Annotated in this window: 24 protein-coding genes; 14 read left to right on the top strand and 10 right to left on the bottom strand. The window is 54.0% G+C overall.

What is annotated here, in order from left to right; all coding sequences use genetic code 11:
• Positions 1-75: 75 nt before the first annotated feature.
• Positions 76-234, top strand: a complete 159-nt coding sequence (locus tag ABH899_RS05555; RefSeq protein ID WP_369994647.1) for a hypothetical protein — start codon at positions 76-78, stop codon at positions 232-234.
• A 157-nt stretch (positions 235-391) separates the two neighbouring features.
• Here ABH899_RS05555 and cydS read toward each other — a convergent pair whose 3' ends face one another.
• The 6 genes from cydS to ABH899_RS05585 all read right to left on the bottom strand — a co-directional run bounded on the left by cydS (position 392) and on the right by ABH899_RS05585 (position 6,375).
• Positions 392-526, bottom strand: a complete 135-nt coding sequence (gene cydS / locus ABH899_RS05560) for a cytochrome bd oxidase small subunit CydS family protein (protein WP_326054390.1) — start codon at positions 524-526, stop codon at positions 392-394.
• A 7-nt stretch (positions 527-533) separates the two neighbouring features.
• A complete protein-coding gene (locus ABH899_RS05565; RefSeq protein WP_369994649.1) occupies positions 534-1,559 on the bottom strand; it encodes a cytochrome d ubiquinol oxidase subunit II in 1,026 nt (341 codons plus the stop codon).
• Entirely contained in the window at positions 1,556-2,911 is a 1,356-nt protein-coding gene (locus ABH899_RS05570) for a cytochrome ubiquinol oxidase subunit I (protein WP_009676672.1), read from the bottom strand. Before ABH899_RS05570 ends, ABH899_RS05565 begins: the two co-directional genes overlap by 4 nt.
• 371 nt (positions 2,912-3,282) lie before the next feature.
• Positions 3,283-4,137: a hypothetical protein gene (locus ABH899_RS05575; protein ID WP_369994652.1), complete on the bottom strand. Its 855-nt coding sequence runs from the start codon at positions 4,135-4,137 to the stop codon at positions 3,283-3,285.
• 28 nt (positions 4,138-4,165) lie between these two features.
• Positions 4,166-5,692 (bottom strand): sensor histidine kinase, encoded by a 1,527-nt coding sequence (locus tag ABH899_RS05580; RefSeq protein ID WP_369994654.1) that lies wholly within the window; start codon positions 5,690-5,692, stop codon positions 4,166-4,168.
• Positions 5,689-6,375, bottom strand: a complete 687-nt coding sequence (locus ABH899_RS05585) for a response regulator transcription factor (protein ID WP_369994656.1) — start codon at positions 6,373-6,375, stop codon at positions 5,689-5,691. The genes ABH899_RS05580 and ABH899_RS05585 overlap by 4 nt, the downstream gene beginning before the upstream one ends.
• A gap of 344 nt (positions 6,376-6,719) precedes the next feature.
• On the opposite strand from ABH899_RS05585, the gene ABH899_RS05590 reads away from it, so the two are divergent.
• The 7 genes from ABH899_RS05590 (at position 6,720) to ABH899_RS05620 (ending at position 13,372) form a co-directional block, all read left to right on the top strand.
• The gene (locus ABH899_RS05590) at positions 6,720-9,098 is read left to right on the top strand and encodes a glycosyltransferase family 39 protein (RefSeq protein WP_369994659.1); all 2,379 of its coding nucleotides are present in this window, start codon (positions 6,720-6,722) and stop codon (positions 9,096-9,098) included.
• Complete coding sequence (locus tag ABH899_RS05595) at positions 9,095-10,075, top strand: glycosyltransferase family 2 protein (RefSeq protein WP_369994661.1); 981 nt, start codon at positions 9,095-9,097, stop codon at positions 10,073-10,075. The genes ABH899_RS05590 and ABH899_RS05595 overlap by 4 nt, the downstream gene beginning before the upstream one ends.
• A complete protein-coding gene (locus tag ABH899_RS05600; RefSeq protein WP_369994663.1) occupies positions 10,068-10,547 on the top strand; it encodes a GtrA family protein in 480 nt (159 codons plus the stop codon). The genes ABH899_RS05595 and ABH899_RS05600 overlap by 8 nt, the downstream gene beginning before the upstream one ends.
• A complete protein-coding gene (gene galU / locus ABH899_RS05605) occupies positions 10,544-11,455 on the top strand; it encodes a UTP--glucose-1-phosphate uridylyltransferase GalU (RefSeq protein ID WP_369994666.1) in 912 nt (303 codons plus the stop codon). Before ABH899_RS05600 ends, galU begins: the two co-directional genes overlap by 4 nt.
• 96 nt (positions 11,456-11,551) lie before the next feature.
• On the top strand, positions 11,552-12,550 hold the full coding sequence (locus ABH899_RS05610) for a DUF4405 domain-containing protein (RefSeq protein WP_369994667.1): 999 nt from the start codon (positions 11,552-11,554) through the stop codon (positions 12,548-12,550).
• Between the two features lie 227 nt (positions 12,551-12,777).
• Positions 12,778-13,134 carry a hypothetical protein gene (locus ABH899_RS05615; protein WP_369994668.1) on the top strand — a complete coding sequence of 119 codons (357 nt, stop codon included), beginning with the start codon at positions 12,778-12,780 and terminating at the stop codon, positions 13,132-13,134.
• Positions 13,135-13,156: 22 nt separating this feature from the next.
• Entirely contained in the window at positions 13,157-13,372 is a 216-nt protein-coding gene (locus ABH899_RS05620) for a DUF7336 domain-containing protein (protein WP_218229316.1), read from the top strand.
• A gap of 68 nt (positions 13,373-13,440) precedes the next feature.
• Here the strand turns inward: ABH899_RS05620 and ABH899_RS05625 are convergent, their stop codons facing one another.
• From ABH899_RS05625 to ABH899_RS05640, 4 genes are read right to left on the bottom strand one after another with little or no spacing between them, the layout of a single operon-like run.
• Positions 13,441-13,983 (bottom strand): phage tail protein, encoded by a 543-nt coding sequence (locus ABH899_RS05625; RefSeq protein ID WP_369994672.1) that lies wholly within the window; start codon positions 13,981-13,983, stop codon positions 13,441-13,443.
• 18 nt (positions 13,984-14,001) lie between these two features.
• Positions 14,002-14,502 carry a phage tail protein gene (locus tag ABH899_RS05630; protein ID WP_218229318.1) on the bottom strand — a complete coding sequence of 167 codons (501 nt, stop codon included), beginning with the start codon at positions 14,500-14,502 and terminating at the stop codon, positions 14,002-14,004.
• Positions 14,503-14,532: 30 nt separating this feature from the next.
• Complete coding sequence (locus ABH899_RS05635) at positions 14,533-15,033, bottom strand: phage tail protein (protein ID WP_009676692.1); 501 nt, start codon at positions 15,031-15,033, stop codon at positions 14,533-14,535.
• A complete protein-coding gene (locus ABH899_RS05640) occupies positions 15,030-15,515 on the bottom strand; it encodes a GNAT family N-acetyltransferase (protein ID WP_369994675.1) in 486 nt (161 codons plus the stop codon). The genes ABH899_RS05635 and ABH899_RS05640 overlap by 4 nt, the downstream gene beginning before the upstream one ends.
• 273 nt (positions 15,516-15,788) lie before the next feature.
• Here ABH899_RS05640 and ABH899_RS05645 point away from each other — a divergent pair, with 273 nt between their 5' ends.
• From ABH899_RS05645 to ABH899_RS05670, 6 genes are all read left to right on the top strand, one after another.
• The gene (locus ABH899_RS05645; RefSeq protein ID WP_369994678.1) at positions 15,789-21,281 is read left to right on the top strand and encodes a cadherin-like beta sandwich domain-containing protein; all 5,493 of its coding nucleotides are present in this window, start codon (positions 15,789-15,791) and stop codon (positions 21,279-21,281) included.
• Positions 21,282-21,508: 227 nt separating this feature from the next.
• Positions 21,509-22,165 (top strand): response regulator transcription factor, encoded by a 657-nt coding sequence (locus ABH899_RS05650; protein ID WP_218229322.1) that lies wholly within the window; start codon positions 21,509-21,511, stop codon positions 22,163-22,165.
• Positions 22,166-22,168: 3 nt separating this feature from the next.
• The gene (locus ABH899_RS05655) at positions 22,169-23,608 is read left to right on the top strand and encodes a sensor histidine kinase (protein WP_369994680.1); all 1,440 of its coding nucleotides are present in this window, start codon (positions 22,169-22,171) and stop codon (positions 23,606-23,608) included.
• Complete coding sequence (locus ABH899_RS05660) at positions 23,605-24,357, top strand: hypothetical protein (protein ID WP_369994683.1); 753 nt, start codon at positions 23,605-23,607, stop codon at positions 24,355-24,357. The genes ABH899_RS05655 and ABH899_RS05660 overlap by 4 nt, the downstream gene beginning before the upstream one ends.
• A gap of 177 nt (positions 24,358-24,534) precedes the next feature.
• The gene (locus ABH899_RS05665; RefSeq protein ID WP_369994684.1) at positions 24,535-25,263 is read left to right on the top strand and encodes an N-acetylmuramoyl-L-alanine amidase family protein; all 729 of its coding nucleotides are present in this window, start codon (positions 24,535-24,537) and stop codon (positions 25,261-25,263) included.
• Between the two features lie 30 nt (positions 25,264-25,293).
• A complete protein-coding gene (locus tag ABH899_RS05670; RefSeq protein ID WP_369994687.1) occupies positions 25,294-26,694 on the top strand; it encodes an ABC transporter substrate-binding protein in 1,401 nt (466 codons plus the stop codon).
• The last annotated feature ends 15 nt before the right edge of the window (positions 26,695-26,709 follow it).

Below are 26,709 nucleotides of genomic sequence, written 5' to 3' on the forward strand. Positions count from 1 at the left end.
ATAAAGTGTCCAACAAAAATAAGCTCGTTTCCATTAGCGGAGAACGGGCTTTTTTGCCGTTTGGAAGGAAGAGGCATGCACGTCAAACAGGAGAGAGTGGACAGAAGAAACGGGGTGTCACATTCATGGGGACCGCACGAGGGTTACTTATTCTTCCTTCTCGTCGGCTGCATCGTCTTCAAACGGTTCGCGATCTTCTTCGTAGTACATCTAGTCGGCACCTCCTTCCGGTAATCTATTCTTACATACTAGTTTATGATCGTTTTCTGCAAATTATCACCATGTAAGCGGCAGGTAAAATAAAAAAGGCGATTCTCTTACGGGAATCGCCTTTCTTTTCGCGAGTGATAAGAAGGGTATGGCTGATCGGTACGGTTAAAGCAGAGAAGGTTCAGCGCATACGCTGCGGACGATCGCCTTCCGGCTCGTCCGTGACATCTTTGGCGCGGGGCGCCCACAGAAACAAGAAGAGCAGCGAGACCGCAACGACAATCGGAGGAGCATACATGATCATAAAATGTTCCACGGCGTCTTCATCCTTTCTTATCCCGGTTTCCTTGAACATAGCTGGCATCAAACAGGAACAGTCTCATCAGCAGAACAAGCGAAGGAATGAGAATCAGCAGGCCGGCGATAAAAGCGATTATAAGCGCCGTGCCCATGGCGGGATTGGTGAAATTTTCATGAATCGTGATGTACGGATACAGAATGTAAGGCAGATGGGAGGCCCCGTACCCGAAAAAAGCAAAGGCGAACTGGAGCAGGACGAAGGTGAAGCCGAGGCCCAAATGTCTTTTTTTCCAGACGGTGTAGACGGCAATCAGGAAGCAGAGGAACGAGACGACGAACATCCAGGCGAGATCGAGCATTTTTGTGAAATGTTCGGGGTTATGCCGGGAGATCGCGAAAAAGACGAGTACGCTGGCCAGAATGGTCGGAACGCTCCAGAAAAGCGCATACCCGCGTACGATTTCAAAAGCGGCCTTGTCCTTCGCTTTATGCGCATAGTAGGCCAGGAACATGGCGGAGATGTACAGCACGCTGACGACAGCGAGCAGCACGACCGACCAGGTATAGACGCTGCCCAGGAGAGCGCTCCAGTCCAGCGTGATTTGGCCGGCGGTTTCCACGATCAGGCCGCCTTCCGAAATGGCCAGCACGGTCGATAAAGCGGCGGGGATCAGCAGCCCGGTAGCTCCGTAGATCAGCATGTACCACCGGTTGTCTTTGGACCCGTACGTGCTGAACGCGTAGTAGGAACCCCGCAGAGCGAGAAGAATGAGCGCCAGGGACCCCGGGACAAGCAGTGCCGTGCCGTAATAGCGGGCGGTTTCCGGAAAAAATCCGACCAGGCCGATGTAGAAGAAGACAAGAAACACATTGGTGACTTCCCAGACGGGAGAAAGATAGCGCTCGATGATGCGGTGCGTGATATTTTTACTGCCCGTAACGACGGAATAGTAGCTGAAAAAACCGGCTCCGAAGTCAATGGAAGCCACGATCAGGTAGCCGAACAGAAACACCCACAGAACGGTAATGCCGAGCAGCTCCAGATTCATTCCAGCGGCCCCCTTTTCTCGAAAACGCCGAATGCGATCAATTCATCCGCGACGTCGTTGTTTTTGAACAGCTTGGACAGCACTTTTATCGCGGTCAGCCCCAGGACGAGATACAGCAGACAGAACAAGAGCAGCATCTTGTCCACATGGGCCGACGTCGTGGCCGCTTCGGCCACTTTCATGTAGCCGCGGAGAATCCACGGCTGCCGGCCTACCTCGGCATAGAACCAGCCGAGCCAGATGCCGAGCATGGAGAGCGGTCCGCAGGCGACGATCACCCGGAGCAGCCAGCGCGGAGCCGGCTTCGAGGCGCGTTTGCTGCGGCTGAGCCACAGGTAGAGAGCCGCGATCACGATGGTGAACATCCCGATGGTGACCATGCCGTCGAAGAAGTAGTGCACATAGAGCGGAGGCTCCAGCTCATCGGGAATCTGATCCAGTCCTTTGACTTCAAAGCCGGGATTGCTGCCGGCGAGGATGCTCAGGGCGTACGGGATTTTCAGCCCGTATTTGATTTCTTTGTCCTCTGTCAAAATTCCGCCGAACACCAGCGGAGCTTTGGTCTGCGTCTCGAAATGCCATTCGGCCGCAGCCAGCTTCTCGGGCTGATAAGCCGCCAGAAACTTGCCCGAGAGGTCGCCGATCGCAGCCGTTGCCAGCGCGAACACAAGGCCTGCGGATAGCGTAAGCTTGAGCGCCTTCTTGGCGTAAAGCCGGTCTCCTTTGCGGCGCAGCAGCGAGAAGGCCGCTATGGCCGCGAGAATGAACGCGCACGTCATGTAAGCCGATGCGAGGACGTGGGAAACTTTCGTGGGCGTCGCCGGGTTGAACATGGCCGCAATCGGGTCCACGTTCGTGATTTTGCCGTTTTCAAGCGTAAAGCCTTGCGGCGTGTTCATAAACGCGTTCACGGTCGTAATGAAAAAGGCCGAGGCGGAAGACCCGATGGCGACCGGGATGAGCAGCATCAGATGCCGCTTCGGTTTGAACCGGTCCCAGGTATACAAATAAATGCCGAGGAAAATCGCTTCGACGAAGAACGCGAACGTCTCCATAAACAGCGGCAGCGCGATGGCCTGCCCGGCGATTTCCATAAAGCTTGGCCACAGCAGGCTCAGCTGTAGACCGATGGCCGTTCCGGTCACGACGCCGATGGCGACGGTGATGACGAAGCCGCGCGCCCAGCGGCGGGCCAGCAGTGTGTAGTACCGGTCGTTCTTGCGGATGCCCGTCCATTCGGCCAGAGCGATCATCACCGGAACGCCGACACCGATAGTGGCGAAAATAATGTGGAACGCGAGCGTGACTTCGGTGAGTATGCGGCTGTACAGTACAGGATCATAATGAAACACGGTGCACCAACTCCCCCTGGAATGTTCTTGTTTCGGGTACATGCAGGCTTAAGCAAATAATCTGCGCAAAAAGGAAAGCAGCATAACGGCGGCCACGACGAACATGAGAATCATCAGCCTTTTCTCCTGACGTTTAAACGGTTTCATGCTTTCACCGCCCCGGGAAATAATTGTAAAACGACGAGATAAGATCCTGGATTGCTCGAACCAAATCCTTCTATTTTATCTTACACACTTAGCTGTGATTATTTTCACAATATCTGTGAGTAAACGGTGAAGAATGGTTGACAAAATATTGACGGATGACGAAAAGAAGAAACACCGTCCGGAAGCACGGGAAACGTGCGTCTGAACGGTGTTTCTTTTTACAGCTACTCCTGCTCTTTCTGGATTTTAGCGGGATTGTTGATTTTGTAAGGCACGGGGTAGCGCGTCAGCTTCTTGGCCACGATCTTGGCTTCGAACGTGATCGTATCGCCGACTTCGAGCTCCAGCTTTTTCAGCGTCGCGCTGTGGCTGGACCAGGCGGTGCCGATATCCGTTTCCGGATCCACAATGGCCACATTTTCGTAAATGATGACCTCATCGTCGTTATCGGAAAAGTGATTGGGAACCGTCGTGAAATCCTGTACCTTAGCGGTCATCTTCACTTTTCCTTCCGGAAGCTGAAGCTTGGGCGCTTTTTCTTTCTTGGCCTTCGCCTTAGGCGCATCGACAGCTTCGGATGCGGCGTCGGGCTTGTCCCGATCGGCGGAAACGGCGGCTTGCCCAGGCTCTGCCTCCGTCTGTGACGTCAGCGCCGGCTCTGCGGCAGCCTGCTTCTGCGGGATGGCGGCTGACGTAGTCTCAGCGGCCGCATCCGCCGGAACCTCACCTGCAGGCTCCGCATTCCCGGCCGCATCGTTTCCTTCCGAAGCATCGGCTTCGGTGTCGTTTTCGCTGGAAGACCACTGTCTCTGCCCGTAGTTCGCCGCCTGCATTTCCTTCAAATAGGAAGGGTGGATGCAGTGCTGCTGCTTGTTGTCCAATTCGATGACAGCCGTCATTCTGTCGGTGTACCCGACGATGGTGCAGGGAACGTTCAAGCCGTTTCCCTTATAAAAAAAGGCTTTGGTTTTGATTGCCTTACCGGACAGCAGGCCCCATTCCTTGCATTGTTCAATCTGCTCCGCCTCGTCTTCGAAGGCGTGGTAGATACCGGGCTGAATCGTAAACGCGTATACCATCGCTTCTCCGCCTTTCTGTTTATCCCGTTTATTTTAACACTTTTCCGCCGTTATTTTCACCGGTTTCAGGGAAGGTGAGCACGAACGTCGAACCGGCGCCTTCCCGGCTCCGGACGGAGATCGTACCGCCGTGGGCTTCGACGATCGACTTCGTGATCGACAGCCCGAGTCCGGCTCCGCCATGTTTGCGGGTTCTGGAGGAATCGCTGCGGTAAAAGCGCTCGAACACATGTGCCGCGTGTTCTTCGGGGATGCCCGGTCCGTTGTCCTTGACCTTCAGCGCGATTCCGTCCCTGTCCGCGGATAAAATGACCGTGATGACGCCGGTTTCCGGGTCCGTATGCTGGACCGCGTTATGAAACAGATTCAGGATCACCTGTTTCATTTTATCCGGGTCGAAGGTTCCGCGTACGCCCGCGGTCAGGTCGATATGAACCGTGCGGGTACCCGCCAGCATCCGGAGATGGGGCTCCATCTCCAGAAGAAGCCGGTCCAGCCGCGTGTCCGAGAGCTGGAGCTGGGGAGCGCGGTCGAGCTTGGCCAGCGTGAGCAGGTCCTCGACCAGCTTCTTGATGCGGGTCGATTCGCCGTGCATGCTCGTCAAAGCGGCATAGAGCTGCTTCGGATTGTCCGCCGCCCCGCGGAGCAGCACTTCGAGAAAGCCGTGGATCGAAGTCAGCGGCGTGCGCAGCTCGTGGGAGGCGTCGGCGATGAAGCGCCGCATCTGTTCTTTCGCATCGCGTTCCGCGATGAAAGAAGTCTCCAGGCGCTGGAGCATGCCGTTGAACGATTTCGCGAGGGAGTCGATCTCCAGTTGGCCCTGCGTCTCGGGAAATCGTTCGTTCAGGTTGCCGGCGTCGGTCTGTTCGACGGCTTCGACCATTTTGTTCAGCGGCTGGAGCGTACGTCGGAGCACGGGAATATTCAGCGCGAGGCCGCCCGCCAGGGCAAGCACGATGAGTGCCCCGTAAATCCAAAGCTGCTGGAGCACGACGGCCTGGAGTTGGGCCGTGCCCGTTCCCATCTGGATAATACCGCCGAAGCTGCCCGACCGTTCCGCCGGCCGGAAGACGACGAGCTGCTCGGTTCCCGCGGCATCCTGCACGATTTTATAGGAAACGGGCCGCCGGGGAGCCATCTCTTCTCGGAGGGCGGTGTATTCCTCGGCCGGGAGCTGCGGGGAGATCATCCCGCTTTCTTTCGTCAAATCCGTGAAGGTTCCGTCGGGAGCGATATACGCAAGAGACGTATCCGGAAGGAACAGCACCGGACCGCGCGGGCGCTCCGATCCCGGCTGAACCTCTTCGTTTTTGCCGCGCCTTTCCGGAAGAAGGGACGAGTGGTCCAGCAGGTCGCGGGGCAGTCCGTTCAACTGAATGAACATCGTTTCGGCCCGGTTGCGGTACAGGAAATTTTTCATCCATATAGATTGAAGAGCGCCGACCAGGACCAGAAGCGCGGCCAAAATATAGAGCGACCGCGACAACAGCTGGAACTGAAGGGAGCGGGGGGCCAGCAGGCGCGCGGCGCGGGTCAGAGGCCGGACTCGTTTCATGACCAGTCGAGCCGGTATCCGGCTCCCCGGAGCGTACGGATCAACCGGTGCTCCTTGTCTCCCAGCTTGTCCCTCAGAGAGCGGATATACACTTCCACGATGTTTTCTTCCCCGCCGAAATCATACCCCCACACCTTGTCCAAAATCTTCGTCTTGCTGAGCACGATGCCGTGGTTAACGACGAGAAACTTCAAAAGCTCGTATTCCGTCGGCGAAAGCTCCAGCGATCTCTCTCCGAAAATAATTTCCTTCCTCGGGTCGTCGATCCGGAAAGGGCCGATGGCGATTTCCCGGAAAACGCCGGGAAACTGGTTGCGCAGCCTGGCCTCGATCCGGGCCAGAAGCTCCTCGAAGCTGAACGGCTTCACGAGGTAATCGTCCGCGCCTATGGTCAGTCCCTTGACGCGGTCCTCGACCTCGTCCTTGGCGGTCAGCATGATGACGGCGATATTGCTGCCGTTCTTCTTCAGCAGACGGCACACTTCGAAGCCGTCCATGCCGGGCATCATGACGTCCAAAACCACGACATGCGGCTGAAATTCCCGGACCAGATTAATGGCGCTCATGCCGTCCGGGGCCGTTTTAATTTGAAAGCCTTCATTGACAAGGCCGAATTCGAGAAATTGCAAAATGTGCGGCTCGTCATCGACAAGCAGGATACGGATGTCTTTACCATTTTTCATGCGGGATCACCTCTCGGGTCTTCTTTCTATTAGCTATACACGGATTATCCGTCACGAAACTGAATGGAATCTGAACGCAGCCTGAGCTTCCGCTTAATCATGGGGGCGCCCGCCGGGCTTTCAGCAAACATTCAGCCAGCCTTCAAGAAGGGTTCAGGCACAGCCCGCACAATACAAGCATATCCACTGACGAGCCGGAAGCGCTGCAAGAGGCTTCCGGCAGATCATTTGGCTGGCGCAGGCAGGCAATGGGCATGGCGCTTTTATTTCTTTCTCGATGGTAACGTTTTTGCCGGGGGATGTAAATTTCATTTTCGCAAGTGACAATTAAGGAGTGGAGAACCATGATAAGCACCAAACGATTCCGGGTCGATCTTCCGCTAGTTTTCATTTTACTGCTCGGCGTCTTTCTGAACACCTACAACATTTGGCTCGATACATACGCCAATACGTACTATACGACGGCCGTAGCGAGTATGCTGCAAAACTTCCACAACTTTTTCTTCGGTTCCCTCGATTCAGCGGGTTCCGTAACCGTCGACAAACCGCCCGTAACGTTCTGGATTCAAACGGTGAGCGCCTATATCTTCGGCCTTCACGGATGGAGCGTCATTCTGCCTCAGGCCCTTGCGGGCGTCGGGTCGATCCTGCTGATCTACCTGCTCGTTAAACCTTCCTTCGGAGCGGCGGCGGCTAGGATAGCGGCCCTCGTTATGGCGTGCACACCGGTTGCGGTGGCGGTCAGCCGGACCAACAACATTGATAGTATGCTTGTTTTTACCCTTCTTCTCGGCACCTGGTTTCTGTTCAGAGCCGTTAAACGAAACAGCGTCTTCAGTCTGCTTGGCGCATTTGCTCTTATCGGGCTCGGTTTTAATATGAAAATGCTTCAGGCTTATATGATTTTGCCTGCCTTTGTTCTCTTCTACTTATTCGCGTTTAAAAGCACCTGGAAAAAGAAAGCCGGCGTACTGTCCGGCGCAATCGCCCTTATGCTGATGATCTCCGTCTCCTGGGCGGTCATCGTGGATTCCATTCCGGCAAGCGAGCGGCCTTACATCGGCAGCAGCGAAACCAATTCCGTCCTGGAGCTGGCTTTCGGTTATAACGGCGTTTCGCGCTTGACGGGCAATCAGGGCGGCGGTCCGGGCGGCGGCGGTGACCGCGGCGGTATGCCGATGGGAGAGCGCCGTGCGGCTGACGATGGCGCCAACGCCGGGGGCGGCATGACGCCGGGGGCTGCGGGCTCGGACAGCGGCAGCGCCGGAACAACCGGCGGCCAGAGTGCCGCAGGAAGCGACCCGCTGCCGGGCGGGAGCGGAGCCAGCGGCGGCAGCGCGGCCGTGCCGAGTGGAGCCGACAGCGGCGGAATGCCCGGCGCACCGGGCGCTCCAGGCGCAGACGGCCAAGGCCAACCGCCGGGATTCGGCGGCGGCGGCCCCGGCGGCATGTTCGGCACGGGCGAGAAAGGCCCGCTGCGCCTGTTCCAGTCGGCGCTGTCCGGCCAGGCGAGCTGGATGATTCCTTTCACGGCCGTGGCGTCCGTCTCCCTGCTCGCCGGCCTGCGCCGGAACAACTTCACCCGGAAGCATAAAGAGAGCCTGTTCTGGCTCGCATGGCTTCTGCCGGGTATGGCCTTCTTCAGTGTGGCGGGCTTCTTCCACCACTACTATCTGATCATGCTGGCGCCTCCTATCGCCGCGCTTGCAGGTGCGGGATGGTCCGAGCTGTGGAGCGCGTACCGCGGCAAATCGGGGTGGCTCTCCTGGCTGCTTCCGGCAGCCGTGGCGGCGACGGCGGCATTTCAAGTGTTTATTATGGCGCCCTACAACGGCACAATCGGCAGCGGCTGGACCTATGGCGTCGGCCTGACCGGCGCGGCGGCGGCACTTGTGCTTATCGTCCTGAAATTCAGGACAACGCGCTTCTCCTATGCGGCAGCCGTGGCGGGACTTCTCGTCCTGCTCATCGGACCCTCGTATTGGGCGGCGACCCCGATTACTTACGGACTCAACAGTATGATTCCGCAAGCGGGTCCTTCCGGCGGCAATGACCGCGGCGCAATGGGTCAGGGACCGGGCGGCGGAATGATGCCCGGCGACGGCAGCCGCGATGGCGCAGGCTCCGGCTCGCAGAACGAGGACGGCGCAAGTCAGGGTACGGACCCGGGGGCTTTGGAAGCCGGGAACGGAAACGGCCCTGACGCCTCGGCGGACGGTACCGGCACGGGCAGCGAAACGGACCGCAGCGCCGGAGGCTGGGGAGCACCCGGTGCAATGGACGGCGGCATGGGAGGCCGGAGCGTGAACGAAGCGCTTCTCGCTTACATGAAGGCCCACATCGGCAGCACGACATACTTATTCGCAACATCCGACTATAATACAGCGGCGCCTTATATCATCGACAAAGGGGAAAAAGTCGTCACCCTCGGCGGATTCTCGGGCAACGATCCGGTTTACACAACGGCTCAGCTGGAGGACATGGTCAAAACCGGGAAATTAAAATATTTCCTGATTTCCGAAGGCGGAGGAGGACGAGGAGGCAATGCGGAGCTGGCTCAATGGCTCGCGCAGCACGGCAAGAAAATTTCGTCCGAAGAATGGCAGTCCGGGTCTGCTCAGACACAAACCGGCACTAGTGCGGCAAACGGCGGTGAGGGGGGCCGCGGCGGAAGCATGACTCTGTATGAAGTAACCATAGAGGATGGAGGGAACGCGTCATGACGCAGAAGGTAAAGTATTCCATTATCATTCCGATGTATAACGAGGAAGCGGTCATTCAGGAAACTTACAGGCGCCTGAAAGTGGTGATGAGCGGAACCTCCGAAACTTACGAGCTGATTTTTATCAATGACGGGAGCAGGGACCGGAGCGCTGAAATCATCAAGGAGTACGCCACCTGGGACGAAACGGTGAAGCTGATCGATTTTTCCCGCAATTTCGGTCACCAGATCGCGATTACGGCCGGTATGGATTACGCTTCCGGCGATGCGGTCATCATTATCGATGCCGATTTGCAGGACCCGCCGGAGCTGATTTTGCAGATGATCGGGAAGTGGGAGGAAGGCTATGAAGTCGTCTATGCGAAGCGGGTGAAGCGGAGCGGAGAAACCTTTTTCAAAAAATGGTCCGCCAGTTTGTTCTACCGCGTGCTGCGGGCCTCGACGGATATTCATATTCCCGTGGACACGGGAGATTTCCGGCTGATGGACCGGAAGGTTTGCGACGAGATGAGGAAGCTTCCCGAAAACAACCGCTTTGTCCGCGGGCTGGTCAGCTGGGTAGGTTTCCGTCAGACGGCGATCGAGTATGAGCGGGACGAACGCCTTGCGGGAGAGACGAAGTATCCGCTGAAGAGGATGATCAAGCTCAGCTTGGACGGCATTACGTCCTTCTCTTACAAGCCACTGAAGCTGGCCGGATATCTTGGGGTGCTGCTTTCGGGCTCGGGATTTCTCTACCTTCTCTATGTGGTATACCTCGCCTTGTTTACGGACGCGACGTTAAAGGGCTGGCCGTCGGTTGTCAGCATTATGCTCATTTTTAACGGATTTGTGCTGCTTATGCTGGGCATTCTGGGCGAATATATCGGCCGTATTTACGATGAAACGAAAGGAAGACCGCTTTATATCGTTAGGGAATGCCATGGTCTCCAAAAGCAGGAAGGGCCGATGCCCAAAAGGCTGGCCGGTTATGAGTAACTCTGGGAACCTTAGTAAGCAGGGCGGCCCGGGCGGACTGAGCAGTCCGGACAGATTAGGCAGCCGGGGTAACCGCCTTCTGCCGCTCGTGAAGTTCGGGCTGGTCGGTCTGTTGAACACCGGTGTCGATTTCGCAGCCTTCCTGCTCTTGACGGAAGCGGGCGTGCCCTATTTAACGGCACAGGTTATCGCTTTCCTGCTCGGGGTGCTGAACAGCTATTTTCTCAACCGGAGCTGGACTTTCCGCAGCCGGACGGGGCGAGGCACTCGGGAAATCGCAAGATTTTTCCTGATCAATCTGATTTCGCTGGCCGTATCGACCGTTCTGCTCCAGTGGGCGCACAGCGGGCTGGGCTGGCCGCTCGTAACCGGCAAACTGGGGGCAACATTCGCCAGCTCATGGATCAACTACGCGGGGAGCCGATACTGGGTTTTCCGCTTACCAACACCTACAGGGAGTGAAAAGTCATGACGATCAAAAAAGCGGTTATCCCGGCAGCGGGGCTGGGTACGCGTTTTCTGCCCGCGACCAAAGCACAGCCCAAGGAGATGCTGCCGATTGTCGATAAACCGGCCATCCAATATATTGTGGAAGAAGCGGTCCAGTCCGGGATCGAAAGCATTATCATCGTAACCGGGCGCAACAAGAAGTCCATCGAGGATCACTTCGACCGGTCGGTTGAACTTGAGCAGACTTTAAACGAGAAGGGCAAGATGAAACTGCTGAAAGAAGTGCAGGCGATCAGCGAGATGGCCAAGATCCATTTTATCCGCCAGAAGGAGCCGCTCGGACTCGGACATGCCATTCTGTGCGCGAAGCAGTTTATCGGCAGCGAGCCTTTCGCCGTTCTGCTCGGGGACGATATCATGGTTTCCGACCCGCCCGCACTCCGGCAGATGATCCACCTCTATGAGGAGACGGGCCGGCAGGTGATCGGGGTCAAACCCGTACCGGACTCTGAGGTGGACAAATACGGGATCATCGACTCGGCCGGAGGGAGGAACCGGATTCACCGCGTAGCGGGTCTGGTGGAGAAGCCGTCTCTCGGCAGCGCTCCCTCCAATGTAGCCGTCATGGGCCGGTACATTCTGGAGCCGACTATTTTCCCCATACTGGAAAATATCGAAAGAGGAGCCGGCGGCGAATACCAGCTGACGGATGCGCTGCATGAAATCGCCAAACGGGAGGAACTGCTGGCTCTGGAACTGGCCGGAAACCGCTACGATATCGGGGATAAGCTCGGTTATCTCAAGGCGGTGCTGGAAATCGGGCTGAAACGGGAGGAGCTTGCCGCGCAGCTTCTTCCCTATCTGAAAAATCTCGTGTACCAGCAGGAAGCCGAGGCTTGGAAGCTCCAACGCGAGCGGCGGAGGGCGTAAGAAGGTCCGAGGGAAAGACACCTAGCCGACAATCTATAGAGACATACGATAATGAAAAAGGCGGCAAAGAATTAACGGGTGCGGGAGACGTGAATCATGAAAAAGATAACTCTTGTAAAATTAACGCTCGATCTTGCCATGGCGCTTACGCTGGTCTTATTGTTTAATAAACGGGTTTTAGGCGGATTGACGTTTCACGAAATAGCGGGCTTGGCGATTTCGTTCGCCCTACTCACCCATATCCTGCTGAATTTGCAGTGGGTGAAAAAAGTAACCTTGCGCATTATGGACCGGAACCTGCCGGGAAAAACACGCTTCGGCTATCTGCTCAATGTTCTGCTGCTTGTCACGATGACCTTCATCATCGTAAGCGGCATCCTGATATCCGAAGTCGTATTCCGGGGGATACACCTCGGTGAGGAGCGCTGGTTCAAAATGGCGCATATCAGCATTTCTTACCTCGTGCTGGTTCTGATCGGCGTCCACGTGGGGATGCACTGGCAGTGGGTCATCCAGGTGACGGGCCGGATATTTCCCGGGAGAGTTCGGGGGAAAACTGGATCCGCGGTGGCTAAAATCGCGGCTGCGGCCATTGTTGCATTCGGAGCCTACGAGATGTACGCGACGAATTTTCTTGCCCGGCTGGAAGGAGTCGGCAGCGTGTTCGGCATCACGGCTGCTTCTTCACCGATGATGCAGGAGGGCGGCGGCCGGCAGCGTCCGCAAAACGGGGCCGACGGAGAGAGCGGTCAGCCGCCGGGCGGCTTTGACGTGGAGCGGCAGTCCTCGTCCACCGGCGACACCTCCGGAGCAGGCGAACCGTCCGGCGAGGGACGGAGCTCCGGTGTGAAGAAGCGCGGGGCGCCTCAAGGCGGAGGCGGTCCGGGAGCGGAGCGAGCGGTTCCGGGCGGCTTTCACCCCGGCGAAGGAAGAGGGGGCGGAGGCTTCGCAAGTCCGAATCCGCTGGGAGTCATCGCCGTTTATTCGGCCATGATGGGCGTATTCGTCGCCATAACGTATTACGCGGAGAAGCGGGGCAGAAGAAGGAAGCACGCGGGCAGCGGAACGGCGCAGTCTAAGCCGAAAGTGGTATGAACAGATATAGAGGACCGGAAGTCTTGAGGGGAAAACCTTCGGGGCGGCCGGTCTTTTCACTATTGCGGTATGTTATTTTTGTATTTAGATTTAAGATTTGTTTTCGACAAAATCTCCAAATGTTCTACCAAGAATTATTTTATATGATGGTTGTAAGGGGTATACCGCGATAATAAGAATAAAGAACTAAAGATTTGCGTTAGATTACGTGGAAATGGAGCGAATTAATGACGATTAAACATTTGGTACTGGAATTGTATTGCTCGCAAATTTGGTCTGATGCCAAAGCGGCTGCAACGCCTTCCTTTTGCAAAAATGGCGTAGGGGAGCCGGGATATCACTGTTTTGATAACCGCTGCAAGCACATCGGTTTTACCTACGCGCCTCATGAAATTGCATATGCAGGAGAATATGGGGAAGTACCCGATTCGGATGCATGGATTGGATTTGGCGGTGAAATGATTCCGGCTGACGTAGATGAAACCAGAATCTTAGAACTTAAAAAAATATGGGAAGAAGTTTGCTGGAAAAAAATTCATGAAGCATATGAGGAGTATTTAAAATTATTGGGGAACCAGCCTTAAAAATATGGAGGTAAAGAAGAATATGCTAACGGTTTTCTTATTACAACATAGCTATGAATGGAATCAAATCGAAAGTACGAAAGTAATCGGCATTTATTCTTCCAAAGATAAAGCCGAAGCTGTGATCAAGAAATATAAAGAATTGCCGGGCTTTAAAGAATTTCCTGATGATTTTTACATAGATGCTTATCAAGTCGATGAAAATGAGTGGACGGAAGGATTTATGTTTGAGTTATAATTATCGAGACAAGGTTAAGAACCTTCCCATCCTTTCACCGGACGGAAGGTCCTTTTTTTTACACACGTTTACTGTCTGGGCGGAAACTCCCCGCTTAAACAGATGATATAATTCATTGCAAGGAAAGGCTGCATGTTGTTATGCGGCTGGCTGCCGCCGGTAACGGAAAGATTGACCGGACTCATTTGTACGGTGGGAGTGGGATCGTATAGATTCCGCTGCTTTTCCCGGCCGGGACGGCCTTCTGCCGGAGATTGCGCCCAGAAATTACCGGTCGGGTTTGTGTCGCTGCCTACGGCATTCACCGATTGGGGAACGTGAGTATGCGAAGGGATTTCCGTCGTGAGCAGAGTTTCGGTAGGCGAACCGACGGACTGCCCGACAACGCGGGGAGTTAGTCCCTGCCCGGCGCCTTGGTGCATGGGAGCTTTGCCCATTAGATTCGGCAGGGCGAAAGTTGTTTTGCCGTCCCCGCCGTACTGCATACCCAAGATGGCGAAAAGGGCGGTATACTGTCTAACCTGCATAAGCTGCCCGTTGCAAAACGCCCAATCCCTTGGAGCATAATTACCTGCGAATATACGGATTTCTCCTAAGTAAGCGTCAGCCATAAAAGTAATGCTCCTTTCTTAGCTCCTTGAAGGATAGATGCCGACTAGGGCGATGGCATAATTAGCGACCAGATACGGCTGCATGTTGTTGTGCGGCTGACTTTGGCCGGCGACGGATATGGTGCCCGCATTCATCGGAACGGTAGGGTCCGAAAGCGGCTCGTACAGTGCCGTTTCATCGGCCCATACGTTGGCTGCGGGAGCAAAGGTGGAACCGGGATTCCCCGAAGCGGACACTTGATGTGTATGAGCAGGCATCTCGTTGACGGTAAGCGTATGAGCCGCCTCTCCTGCGGATTGGCCCAAAGGATTGGTAGGGCTTACGTGAATCGGGACACGGCCGCGAAGATCGGGAAGTTGAAAGTTTGTTCTGCCGTCGCCTCCGTAAACGGTGCCGATCAGAGAGTAAAGAGCCTGGTTTCCGTTAATGGACAGGGTTTGTCCCTCGCAAAACGCCCAGCCGCGCGGAGCGTAATTGTTTGCAAACAACCGGATTTCCCCCACAAATGGTTCGGACATAGTTAGTTCCTCCTTATATATCAACTGTGTTTAAGGCTGCGGCGGGAAGACCCCGTATAGAGAGATGATAAATGTAATAACAGCCGATGGCATCACATTGTCGTGCGGCTGATTGCCGCCGACGGAGGAAAGGGTCTGCGGATTCATGGGCGTTGTCGTGCCGGAAGTCGCATAGTTCTGGGTGATGGCGGTTGCCCAAGTGTTATTGGCCGGAGAGTTTGCCGTAGCGGGGCTTGCTGTCGCATAGGGGATATGGGTATGTTGAGGCAGCTGAGACTGGGTAAGCGTCACGGTTTCGGTGCCGGCTTTCGATCCCCGGATGTACCCTTGAGTCGGATGAACCGGGATGCGGCCCTGCAAATCGGGCAGCCCGAACGTGGTTTGTCCGTCTCCTCCATAGGTCGTGCCAAGCAAAGCATAAAGAGCCTCGTTCTCCGCAATGCTCAAAATCTGGCCGTTGCACAGCGCCCATCCTTGCGGCGGGTAATTGCCTCCAAACATCCGTATTTCGCCTAAATAAGATTCACTCATGAGCGGTCACCTTCTTTACAAGTTTCGTGATTCCATTCCATAGCCAGATACATGTCGTTCTCTCCCGCGTTATGAAAGCCCAGCCGTTCATACAGGGCCAGTGCTCTGCCGGTTCTAAGTACGGAAAGCCGGAGCGGAAGGTTTTGTTCGCGGGCTTCTTGCATAAAGGTTTGAAGCAGCTTTGTTCCGAATCCTTGATTCTGGAATTGCGGGAGGAGGGTAATATCCACAATTCTTATACAGTGGGGCGTCCGGTGGATCAGAATTCTTCCGGCCCGTTGACCGTCTTGGCAGACGATGTACGACTCCGCTTCGGGATACTGCTGCCGGTAAGAGCCGCTCTGGGCGCTGTACTGCATGTGAAGAAAAGACCGCAGGGTTGCTTCGTCCCAGCCCCAAGCCTGTACTTCCGCCATCCGGGAGCTGCAATAAAGCTCGAACAGAAACGGCTGGTCTTCCGGCTCGGACATTTTTTTTAACACAGGGGACCTTCCTCTTAAGGAGTTAAGAACTATTTTCCATTTCAGAATACCACAAGGTTTCTCCAAAATATATACATTTTGTGACATGCAATAGGCTGTTTGTCTTTATTTTTTTGGTGAGTTTTTCTTCTTTTTCTATTAAAATGTAATTAGGTCTCAAAACGAAGGCTTGTATTCCGATGAACTTATGGGGGGATGAAAATTATTAGCATTTTTAAACATCCAGATGACATATATTCAGTCACCATTTATAAATCGATATAGGAGGTTCACATGAGGGAGCTGGGTAAAACGGGATTTTGGGGCCGCTTTCTGCGGATAGCCCTGGTGTTCCTGCTCGTTGCCGGTACCGGCGGTGCGGGGAACTGGATTGGCAGAGCGGAGGCGGCAGGCACATGGGATAACGTTCCTAACAATGCGGGAACGGATTTAAACCAAGTTGCTTACGGAAATGGAAAATGGGTGGCCGTCGGTAACTTGGGTACGATTATGACGTCGTCAGACGGGCTGAGCTGGAGCAAGACAACCATTGCTCTTTCGTCGGCGGTAGGGGTAACCTATGCCGGAAGCCAGTGGATTGTTACGGGAGCGGGCGGTAAAATCGCGACCTCGCCCGATGCCGTAACCTGGACGGTCCGCTCGACGGGAACATCCGCCAATCTGAGTGCGGCTGCCTATAACGGTACCGTATGGGTCATCGCGGGGTATAGCGGGGTGATTCTGAGCTCTCCGGACGGTATCGCTTGGACCCCCAGGACTTCGGGAACTGCGGCCAATTTTTACAGCGTTACGTATGGAGGCGGTTTGTTCGCTGCGGTTGGGAGTGCAGGCACGATACGAACTTCTCCCGACGGGATCACCTGGACGACGCGTTCGGGCAGCCCGGAAGACTTGATGGGCGTTAATTACGGAGCCGGCCAATTCGTTGCCGGCGGGTCAAATCAGAGGGTGCTTACTTCCTCCGACGGAATCACCTGGACGCCCAGAACGGTCTCCGTGGCCGGGATGAATTTATACGGCATTGCTTATGGCGCGAACAAGTTTGTAGCCGTAGGCGATACAGGAGGGGGACCTGGAGCGATAGCCTCCTCTCCCGACGGCATTACATGGAGTGCGGAGAAAACGGGGCTCGGCGATTTTTTAAATCATGTGGGTTTTGCTAACGGAAGGTTTATCACCGTTGGGGGAGCCGGCGCTATGCTGACGCAGTATAACACGTTTTCCACGAACGCCAATCTGAGCAATTTAACGTTAAGTGCGGGAACGCTCAGCCCTGCGTTTGCATCCGGGACAAGCGGCTATACGGCCGATGTGTCATACGGCACGGCAAGCATTAATGTGACCCCGACGGTTGCAGACGGCACGGCGACGGTTAAATTAAACGGCAGCACGGTGGCCAGCGGCAGTCCGTCGCCCGTATCGCTGAACGTGGGTGCCAACACCGTCACTGTTCTCGTAACGGCGCAGGACGGCACGACACAGAAGACCTACACGGTCACGGTAACGCGAGCGGCATCCACTAATGCCGATCTTAATAATCTGACCCTAAGCGGGACGGCACTGGCTCCGGGATTCGCTTCCGGTACGACGAGCTACACGGCCAGTGTGGCAAACAACGTGACGGGCGTCGACGTAACGCCAACCCTTGCGGACAGCACGGCGACGGTTAAAGTAAACGGCAGCACGGTTGCCAGCGGCAGTCTGTCGCCCGTATCGCTGAACGTGGGTGCCAACACCATCACGATCGAAGTCATCGCGCAGGACGGCACGACAAAGAAGACCTACACGGTCGAGGTAACGCGAGCGGCGCCTCTATCCACGAATGCGAATTTGAACAACTTAACGTTGAGCGCCGGAACGCTCAACCCATCTTTCGCCTCCGGCACGACGAGTTATACGGCGAATGTGGCGGATAGCGTAGCGAGCGTCGACGTAACGCCGACCCTTGCGGACGGTACGGCAACGGTTAAAGTGAACGGCAATGCGGCCGTCAGCGGCAGTCCGTCGCCCGTATCGCTGAATGTGGGCTCCAATACCATCACCGTTCTGGTAACGGCGCAGGATGGCACGACGCAGAAGAGCTATACGATAACGGTAACGCGGGCGGCACCATTATCCGGCAATGCCGATTTAAGTAACTTGGTCCTGAGCGGAGCCACCTTAAATCCCGGATTTGCATCGGGTACGACTACATATACGTCCAGTGTGGCCTATGGAGTCACTACTCTTGACGTAACGCCTACAGTGGCGGACAGCCATGCTGCGGTTACAGTGAACGGCCATACTGTCGCCAGCGGGACTCCATCTTCCGTACCGCTGAATGTTGGACCGAATACGGTCACCCTTCTCGTTACGGCAGAGAATAGTACAACGAAGACTTATACGATCACGGTAACGCGTGCGGTGGGCTCCAATAACGCCAATCTGAGCGGAATCACGCTAAGCGGAGGCGCAACGCTCAGCCCCGTTTTTGCGTCGGGAACGACACTTTATACGGTTGATGTTCCGAACAGTGTCTTCGGTTTGGACGTAACGCCGTCGGTGGCGGATAGTACAACGACGCTTAAAGTCAACGGCACAGCAGTGGCGAGCGGCATTCCGGTTCCCGTCTCCTTGAACGTGGGAAGCAATACGGTTACGCTGCTCGTCACCGCGCAGGACGGTACGCCCAGAACGTATACACTGACGATCACCCGAGCGCCTTCAAGCAACGCGCTGTTAAGCAACTTAACGCTGAGCGCAGGCACATTGACACCGGTTTTCGCGTCCGGCACAATGAGCTATACGGCGCAAGTGGCAACCGGCGTATCGAGCATTGATGTGACGCCGGTAGTCGCGGACGGCACAGCAACCATGACCATGAATGGTCAATCGGTGCCAAGCGGCACGGCGGTTCCGATGTCGCTCAACGTCGGCGACAACACGGTCACCGTTATAGTGACGGCACAGGACGGAAGGACTAGCGAAACGTACACGGTGACGGTAAAACGCGCCGCACCGCTATCGGGCAATGCGGATTTAAGCTCCCTGGCCCTAAGCGCAGGCACGCTCAACCCGGCCTTCGCAGCGGGAACTACGGCCTATACGGCAAGTGTGGCCAACGCTGTGAGCACGGTTGACGTCACACCTGCGACAGCGGACAGCACGGCTTCCGTCAAGGTGGACGGAACACCGGTGACGAGCGGAACCGCTTCTGCCGTCTCGTTGAACGTAGGGTCCAATACGGTAGAAGTCCAGGTGACGGCGCAGAACGGGAGCGTCAAAACGTACATGTTGACGATCACCCGCGCCGTATCCGGCAACGCGGATTTAAGCAGCATCTCGCTCAGCGAGGGAACTCTGACGCCTGCATTTGATCCGGCGCAGATTAGCTACACGGCGGCTGTACCGAACGCTTCGGCCGGAATAGACATAACGGCCGTAACTGCGGATGTGGCCGCTTCAATCACCGTGAACGGAGACGCCGTAGTCAGCGGAACCCCCAAAGCGGCTGCGCTGAATGTGGGCGATAACCCGATCACGATTGTCGTTAAAGCGGCGGACAACACGCTTAAAACGTATACCGTGACGGTCACACGCGCGGCTTCAAGCAACGCGGATCTCAGCGCTCTAACGCTGAGCAAGGGAACGCTGACGCCTGCCTTCGCCGCAGGAACGAAGCTGTACACGGCTACTGTGGCATCGGATGTGTACGATCTGGATCTCGCCGCACAGCTTGCGGATCTTACCGCGACGATGACGATTGCCGGAAATCCCGCTGCGAGCGGGCAGACCGTCAATATCCCGCTGCACGTGGGGGCGAATCCGGTCACGATCGTTGTGACGGCGCAGGACGGAACGACGAAGACCTACACGGTCACGATCAACCGGGAAGCTCCGCCTTCCAGCAACGCGCTGTTAAGCGGGCTGACGATCAGCCCCGGCACGCTTAGCCCGGTTTTTGCCGGAACGCAGACCAGTTATACGGCGGATATCACCCACGATATAGCCGAAGTTACGGTAACACCGACGGCTGCCGACAGCACGGCATCCGTGTCGGTTAACGGACACGTCCTGACTGCCGGAAGCTCTGAAATCGTTCCGGTTGCAACAGGAACCAGCACCATTACGATTGAGGTTACAGCCCAGAACGGAACGAAAAATAGCTACGTGATCATCGTCACCCGAGCCGTTGCTCCGTCGGGCAATGCGGACCTCAGCGGTCTGTCCGTAAGCGCAGGTTCCCTGACACCGGCATTTACTCCGGCGGTGACGGCATACACGGCTTCCGTGAAAAATCCCGTGACGGAAGTCACGGTAACGCCGACGGCTGCGGATTCCACTGCTTCCGTATCGATTAACGGAGTTTCCGTACCGGCCGGCAGCGGCCGTCAGATCCCGCTGAGCGTTGGCGCCAATCCGGTGACGGTTGTCGTCACCGCACAGAACGGGACCGCCAAAACCTACACCGTTACATTTACACGCGAAAGCAGCGGTGGCGGAGGTGGCGGCGGCTCAACGGAGCGCCCGATCGACGGACGTATCGAGGTCGTTTCCTCTTCGGGAGAGGTGCTTAACGAGTCCTTCACCAAGCTAATCGGAGATAACTTGACGATGCTTGCGGACATTTACAGCGCCGACGGCGCTACGCTTTTCAAGCAAAACGTAAGCGTCAATACTTCTGGAAAGTTTACGCTGTACTCGCTTTCCGCCGGAACTTATAAAATGATTCTTTCCTTAACCGCTCCTAACGGCGAAAAGCTTGCCGGAACGGCAGGCACGCTTACAGTAAGCTCGGATACGGCCGTGTTCCGGACGCAAAAAATCGATCCGTTCGGCACGATCCGAGACTCGGCGACAGGCGCTGCGCTTGCGGGCGTTAAGGTTACCCTGTATTGGGCCGATACGGAAAAAAATCGTTCTGCCGGAAAAATCGCGGGAACGCCGGTTTCTTTGCCGGAACTTGCGAAAATGCTGCCGGGACAGAACAAGAATGCCCAAACCACTTCGAGTGACGGCCGTTACGGATGGCTCGTATATCCGGACGGGGCCTACTATCTGATCGCCGAAAAAGACGGGTATGAAACCTACGACAGCAGAAGCGACCGGGGCAGCGGAATCGTTGCGAAAGATTTTACTTCTTTAAAATTCGATATCGCTCTGAAAGCTTCGGGGACGTACCACGAACACAAGCCTTACATGGAAGGCTATCCGGACGGAACGTTCCAGCCGGGTAAAGGAATTTCGCGGGCAGAGCTGGCGACCATATTGGAGAGGCTCTTCGCTAAAGAAACTTCCGCAGCTTCCCAAAACCGGTTTGCGGATGTTCCGGCCTCGCACTGGGCTTCCAAGTCCGTTGCGGCTGTTTTCGACAGCAAGATTATGGACGGATACCCAGACGGTAACTTTAATCCGGAGCGCATCCTGACGCGTGCCGAAATGGCCACGATTCTCGTGAAGCTGAGACAGCTTCCGGGCGTGCAGGGAGCTTCCGCCTTCACAGACCTGCAAGGCCACTGGGCCGCCGAAAATATCCGGAAAGCCGAGAAAGCCGGGCTGCTTTCGGGATTCGAGGACGGTACGTTCAGGCCGGATCAGGCGCTTACCCGAGCGCAGGCGGTCGTCATTTTCAACAAGCTCCTCGACCGGAATCCGGATAGTGTTCCTGCCGGAACCCCGCAGGCATGGTCCGATGTTCCTTCCGACTTCTGGGGATATAAAGACGTGATGGAGGCTTCCATCTACCATGAGTACAAGAGAGCGAACGGCCGGGAAGTTTGGAAATAACAACCCGTAAATAAAACTCAGCCGGACGAATTCTCAGGATTAATCGCATCTTATTTATAAGATGCGGTTTTTTTTGCCGATGAAGTTTGCCGGGTTCCTTCCATGTTTCCGAACCTTTGGAGCGATTGGAGACGATTGGAGGCATACATGCCGTGTGCATGTTTAATGACGGTGCGTTATCATATAGAAGATAGCAGAAGCTCAAACTAAAAGTAGGGGATTACCGGATGCAGAAAAAGATTTTGATCGTGGAAGACGATATCCATATTTCCAACATCATTAAAATGAATCTCAACATCGTGAACTATGCGACGGCAGAAGTCTACGACGGTTTATCGGCGCTCGATGCGGTAAAACAAGACAAATTCGATCTCATTCTGCTGGATGTCATGATCCCTAAGCTGGACGGATTTGCGTTGATGGAAAAAATTCAGTCCTGCGGAATCCCGGTTATTTTTCTGACGGCGAAAAATTCGGTATACGACAAAGTCAACGGACTGAGGCTGGGGGCCGACGACTACATGGTCAAACCGTTCGAAGCCATTGAGCTGTTGGCCCGGATCGAAACCGTACTGCGCAGGTACGGCAAAGAAGAACGCGTCATAGAGTTTCAGAACCTTCAAGCGGACTTGAACAAAAGAGAAGTGACCCTGCAAGGGGAACCCGTCGAGCTGACGCCGAAGGAGTACGATCTGCTGATCGTGCTGTTGAGGAATAAGAACATCGCCCTAACCAGGGAACAGTTCATTGATAAAATATGGGGGAGCGACTATTACGGGGAAACAAGAACGGTCGATATGCATATCAAATCGCTGCGCAAGAAGCTTCACCTGCAGGATCACATTAAGACCATTTACAAAATCGGTTACCGGCTGGAGGATTAACCGATGAAATTTTGGCAAAAGATTTATTTGTTCTCGATTCTGGTCTTCGTCTTCATCTTTAATGCGGCTTCCGTTATGGTCATCGAGCGGAGTCACGGCAAAATGCTGGATCAGGAAATCAACGGCGCGTTAAGCCAGAACATGAGCATTCATTCCAGCGTCGATGCCATTGTTCCGATTCTTCGTATTTACGATTCCATCGATTATGAGAAAACGGTATTAACGAACATGGCCAATGAATTTGTGGCGAAGAATAGCGACCAGCGCATTTATTTGGAAATCTTGGACGATACGAACCGGGTCATTTTCAGCAACAACGATTTCGAGATGCCGGCGAACCGTGAAGAACTAAACAAGCTGGCCATGGATGAAATCCATTATATTTTACGGGATATCGGCAATCGCACCCTGTTATTTACATCGAACCATACGGAAATCAATCACAAGAACTATGTGTTCACCTACACGAAAGACGCGACTCCCTTATACCAGGATCGCATGGATCAATACGGTTTTTTCATTAAAGTGGACATCGCCGCCTGTTTGCTTTATATGCTCATCATGTTTTTCGTGAGCAGAGGATTGACCAAACCGATTGATCGTCTTAACCGGACGGCCCGGGTTATCGCACAGGGCGGCTTTTCGGAACGCGTCCGACTGAAATCGAAGGATGAAATAGGCGTTCTGGCACAAAATTTTAATGAGATGGCCTCGGCTGTGGAGGAAAAAATAAATGACCTGAATCGGCATAATGAAGAGAAGCAAAGGTTCATTGATAATTTTACCCATGAATTAAAAACGCCGTTGACGTCGATTATCGGGTATGCCAACTTCTTAAGGACCACCAAATACAACGAAGCGCTGTACTTGGACGGATTGAACGTTATTTATTCGGAAGGCAAACGCCTGGAGTCGCTTTCGATGAAGCTGATGGATCTGATTGTTCTTCAGGAGGATCATTTCCAATTGGAGGAGCATGATCTGGGAACCGTCGTTGCCGAAATCGAGCCTGCGTTGGTGATGATGGCCAAGGAACGCCGGGTTACGATCCTCACCGATTTGGAGGAAGGGAGGCTGCGGCTGGAAAAGGATTTGATTAAAATTTTGATTTTTAATCTGGTCGACAATGCGCTCAAAGCCTCCGCAGAACAACAGAGCATTACGATTCGGACTTACTGGCGGGACAGCCGCTGCATTCTTGAAGTGAGGGATCAGGGCATCGGGATTGCCGAAGAGCATCGGGACAAAATTTTTGAACCTTTCTATATGGCGGATAGAGCCAGAACAAGAAGCAGCAATGGAGCGGGCCTGGGCCTCGCGATTTGTCAAAGCGTAGCCGGTATTCATCATGCGGTGATCGAAGTGAGCAGCCTGGAAAACGAGGGCACGACAATCGGAGTCATTTTCGAGCGGACAAATCCGGAAGGCGGGATGAATCCATGAACAAGCTCATCCTGATTATTCTCTGCGCATTATTTCTGGGTTTGACGACAGGGTGCGAGGGATTTTTCAATACGGTCAAGAAAGACACGGTTCTGGTAAAAAAAATAACCCGGGAGCATAAAACGGGCGAAGTGAAATACGAAGGCGTTCTTGCTCAGGATACGGTGAAGACACTCAGCCTCAATGCGGTCAACAAGACCTACAACGAGAAGCTGAAGTTGGAAGAAGCCCGATTCGAACTGATGGCGGTGGACCGGAAGAAGCTCGAAGATCTGCTGAATAAGACGGAATACGGGGTCAAACCGATGCTGGATAAGAATCAGAAGTTAAAGATCGATTCCGAAACGGAATTGAATAAAGTCCCTGGCGGTTTATTTTATGTAACCTTGACCCACATAGCGGATCCCTCTGAAGTGTATGAACTTGTTCTGAACGCGAGAGACGGCGAGGTACTGAAAATTTCCAGTGAAAGCTCAAAGCCGGCCCCTGTTGAAAAGGAACCGAGCGTAATCCAGGACGGAGGGATCGAGATCGCTAACCGGTTTATTCAGGAAAAGGGAGCTTATGCCTTATCTGATCTGATTCCGGAAGTGAAAACAGTCCGGAAGGGCGTCGCTGCGGAAGTGTATTACAAGAGCAAGGAAACTCAATCGTTAGTCTACAGTGTCAGGGTTAATTTCAGAACGAACCAAGTGATCGGATTCAGCAAGGACATCATGGCTGTACTCGGTTATTTTTCAGAGTCGTAGGCCAGCGTATTACAGGCCGGCTGCAGAGGCAGCCGGCTTTTTTGTGCTGTCCTTTTTGTCTTTTTTACAAGTTCTATATAAGTCTATCTAACTTATCCTATATTCGCGTACTACACTGATGGAGTGCCGCCCGTGAGTGCAGGAGAACGACAGAGAAAATGGGAGTAAGGAGAGAGTATGAAAAGGAGCAGCAGAAAACAACTTCAGAACCGCAGAGCGATATGGATGAGCATAATCGTGTTAACGGGAATGGTCTGGTCGTTATATAAGCTGTCCGCGTCCCTGACTTTAGCGAGTGCAAGCCTACCTTTGACGGAGTTGGCCGTCTCGCCCGGCAAAAATCATGCAGCGCCGCAAAATGGGACAAGCCGCTATAAAATCTTGATCGATCCGGGGCATGGGGGCAAGGATCCCGGCGCTGCGGGAGCGAGCGGCAAGCAGGAGAAAGCGTACACGCTCGCGCTTTCTAAAAAGGTGTTCGACCAGCTCCGGCAGGATCCGGTATTTGAGGTGGTTATGACACGTACGGATGATACCTTCGTCGAACTGGAGGGTCGCGCCCAAATCGCGAATGAGCTTGATGCGGACGCATTCATCTCCATTCATGGGAACACCTACAAGGATCCCGATGTATCCGGCACCGAAACGTTTTATTATGCGGACGATAGTTTTGTGCTCGCGCAAAAGGTTCATGAGCAACTGGTAAAATCGACCGGATTCAAGGACCGCGGTGTGAAAAAGGAAGGCTGGAAGGTACTGAGAGACAGTAAACATCCGGCTGTTTTTCTGGAAGTCGGGTATCTCACGAACCGGAATAACGAAACGGATATGCTGAGTGAAGCCCATCAGATTCGAACAGCCCAAGCCATTGCGAATGGAATCAAGAACTATTTCGCGAGGTTTTAACTGCATATACAAAAGAAGGGAAGGATCCACATGAGAAAAGTTTCATTCATTTTAATCGCCATCGTCCTTATGGTTTCGGCCTCGGCTTGCAGCAGCCGTACGGGCAATGGAGAGGCTACCGGAACCCAAAACGGGGATAAGGTAGCACAAAGCCCAGAGGGGGCCAAAACGGAAGGAAAGAAATCCGACGGCGGACCGAAAACGATTGTGTTTTCTACATTTTTTCCGGATGATTTCTTTAAGGAAGCTAAAAAGAAATATGAAGCGAAGCATCCGAACATCACAATCGAGCTGAAATATGTGGAGACGGACGATGCACATGGAGAAGAGAATAGTGAAAAATTTATAAAAACGACGAATACCGCCTTATTATCCGGGAAAGGTCCCGATTTGATCGAAATGGATCTATTGCCCATCGGAAGTTATGTGAATAAAAAATTGTTGGCCAATATGAGCGAAATGATGGATAAAGATCCAACCTTTAAGAAAGATCAATATTTCACGAATATATTGGACAACGTTAAGTTAAACGGCGGGATTTATGGAATGCCCTTGAACTTCTTTACCTACGGATTCATCGGGAATGAAACGGCGATAGAGAAAAGCGGGCTGAAGATCGACGACAAGAACTGGGATTGGAGCCAGTTTACCGACGTTGCCAAAGAGTTGATGAAAAACGGGAATCAGAAGACTAAATCCGCGTTATATAGTACGCCGGAGTACTTGCTGAATGAAAGGGTTAAGGAGCAGTATGCCGCGTTTGTGGATCCGGTGAATAAAAAGGCAAATTTCGAGACGGCTGCTTTTACCGGGCTCATGAAGCAGGTGAAGTCTCTTTTCGATGACCAAATCGCCACGGAGAAGCCGGTTCAGGCTTTGTTTAATAATGTTTCGATCGTTTCGCCGGAATATTATATTCGCGATTTAAAGCAGAGCGAATATTTATCGAAAGGGTATGAGTTTACATCCAAGCTTTACGCTAAACCGCACGCGGAAGGACTGAAAGCCGGAGGATACTTCCGGACGTATAAAACCATCGGAATTAACGAAAAGTCTTCCGTGAAAGAGGAAGCATGGGATTTCCTTAAATTCATGTTGTCCGATGAGGTTCAAGAAGGGCCGGACCATGCCGGGTTTCCGATGAATAAATCCGTTTACGAGAAGCGAGTGAAGGAGCTGCTGAAAGTTGGGAAAGTGAAATCCGATCAGGAAATGGGAGCCCTAAAGGACAAAGTGTTCGACATCACGGCCAAGGATATTCAAGATTTGGACCGGTTCCTTTCCGAAGCGATTTATCCCGTCGAATTTAAGCCTTCCAAGATCGAAGAAATTATCTCGGAAGAGGCTAAATCCTATTTCAAAGGACAGAAATCAGCCGAAGCCGCGGCGAAGTTAATTCAAAACAGAGTGACCACTTTCCTGAATGAATGATCAAGATTCGAGGTG

It is taken from the genome of Paenibacillus sp. RC84 (assembly GCF_041260495.1).
Lineage (GTDB): Bacteria > Bacillota > Bacilli > Paenibacillales > NBRC-103111 > Paenibacillus_F.

What these genes read in the sequence shown, in the direction of transcription:
- ABH899_RS05660 (WP_369994683.1), top strand. Translation starts at nt 23,605, where the DNA reads ATGAACAAGCTCATCCTGATTATTCTCTGCGCATTATTTCTGGGTTTG.
- ABH899_RS05555 (WP_369994647.1), top strand. Translation starts at nt 76, where the DNA reads ATGCACGTCAAACAGGAGAGAGTGGACAGAAGAAACGGGGTGTCACAT.
- ABH899_RS05610 (WP_369994667.1), top strand. Translation starts at nt 11,552, where the DNA reads ATGAAAAAGATAACTCTTGTAAAATTAACGCTCGATCTTGCCATGGCG.
- ABH899_RS05670 (WP_369994687.1), top strand. Translation starts at nt 25,294, where the DNA reads ATGAGAAAAGTTTCATTCATTTTAATCGCCATCGTCCTTATGGTTTCG.
- ABH899_RS05645 (WP_369994678.1), top strand. Translation starts at nt 15,789, where the DNA reads ATGAGGGAGCTGGGTAAAACGGGATTTTGGGGCCGCTTTCTGCGGATA.
- ABH899_RS05565 (WP_369994649.1), bottom strand. Translation starts at nt 1,559, where the DNA reads ATGAATCTGGAGCTGCTCGGCATTACCGTTCTGTGGGTGTTTCTGTTC.
- ABH899_RS05580 (WP_369994654.1), bottom strand. Translation starts at nt 5,692, where the DNA reads ATGAAACGAGTCCGGCCTCTGACCCGCGCCGCGCGCCTGCTGGCCCCC.
- ABH899_RS05655 (WP_369994680.1), top strand. Translation starts at nt 22,169, where the DNA reads ATGAAATTTTGGCAAAAGATTTATTTGTTCTCGATTCTGGTCTTCGTC.
- ABH899_RS05630 (WP_218229318.1), bottom strand. Translation starts at nt 14,502, where the DNA reads ATGTCCGAACCATTTGTGGGGGAAATCCGGTTGTTTGCAAACAATTAC.
- ABH899_RS05650 (WP_218229322.1), top strand. Translation starts at nt 21,509, where the DNA reads ATGCAGAAAAAGATTTTGATCGTGGAAGACGATATCCATATTTCCAAC.
- galU (WP_369994666.1), top strand. Translation starts at nt 10,544, where the DNA reads ATGACGATCAAAAAAGCGGTTATCCCGGCAGCGGGGCTGGGTACGCGT.
- ABH899_RS05615 (WP_369994668.1), top strand. Translation starts at nt 12,778, where the DNA reads ATGACGATTAAACATTTGGTACTGGAATTGTATTGCTCGCAAATTTGG.
- ABH899_RS05625 (WP_369994672.1), bottom strand. Translation starts at nt 13,983, where the DNA reads ATGGCTGACGCTTACTTAGGAGAAATCCGTATATTCGCAGGTAATTAT.
- ABH899_RS05595 (WP_369994661.1), top strand. Translation starts at nt 9,095, where the DNA reads ATGACGCAGAAGGTAAAGTATTCCATTATCATTCCGATGTATAACGAG.
- ABH899_RS05600 (WP_369994663.1), top strand. Translation starts at nt 10,068, where the DNA reads ATGAGTAACTCTGGGAACCTTAGTAAGCAGGGCGGCCCGGGCGGACTG.
- ABH899_RS05635 (WP_009676692.1), bottom strand. Translation starts at nt 15,033, where the DNA reads ATGAGTGAATCTTATTTAGGCGAAATACGGATGTTTGGAGGCAATTAC.
- ABH899_RS05665 (WP_369994684.1), top strand. Translation starts at nt 24,535, where the DNA reads ATGAAAAGGAGCAGCAGAAAACAACTTCAGAACCGCAGAGCGATATGG.
- ABH899_RS05575 (WP_369994652.1), bottom strand. Translation starts at nt 4,137, where the DNA reads ATGGTATACGCGTTTACGATTCAGCCCGGTATCTACCACGCCTTCGAA.
- ABH899_RS05590 (WP_369994659.1), top strand. Translation starts at nt 6,720, where the DNA reads ATGATAAGCACCAAACGATTCCGGGTCGATCTTCCGCTAGTTTTCATT.
- ABH899_RS05585 (WP_369994656.1), bottom strand. Translation starts at nt 6,375, where the DNA reads ATGAAAAATGGTAAAGACATCCGTATCCTGCTTGTCGATGACGAGCCG.
- ABH899_RS05620 (WP_218229316.1), top strand. Translation starts at nt 13,157, where the DNA reads ATGCTAACGGTTTTCTTATTACAACATAGCTATGAATGGAATCAAATC.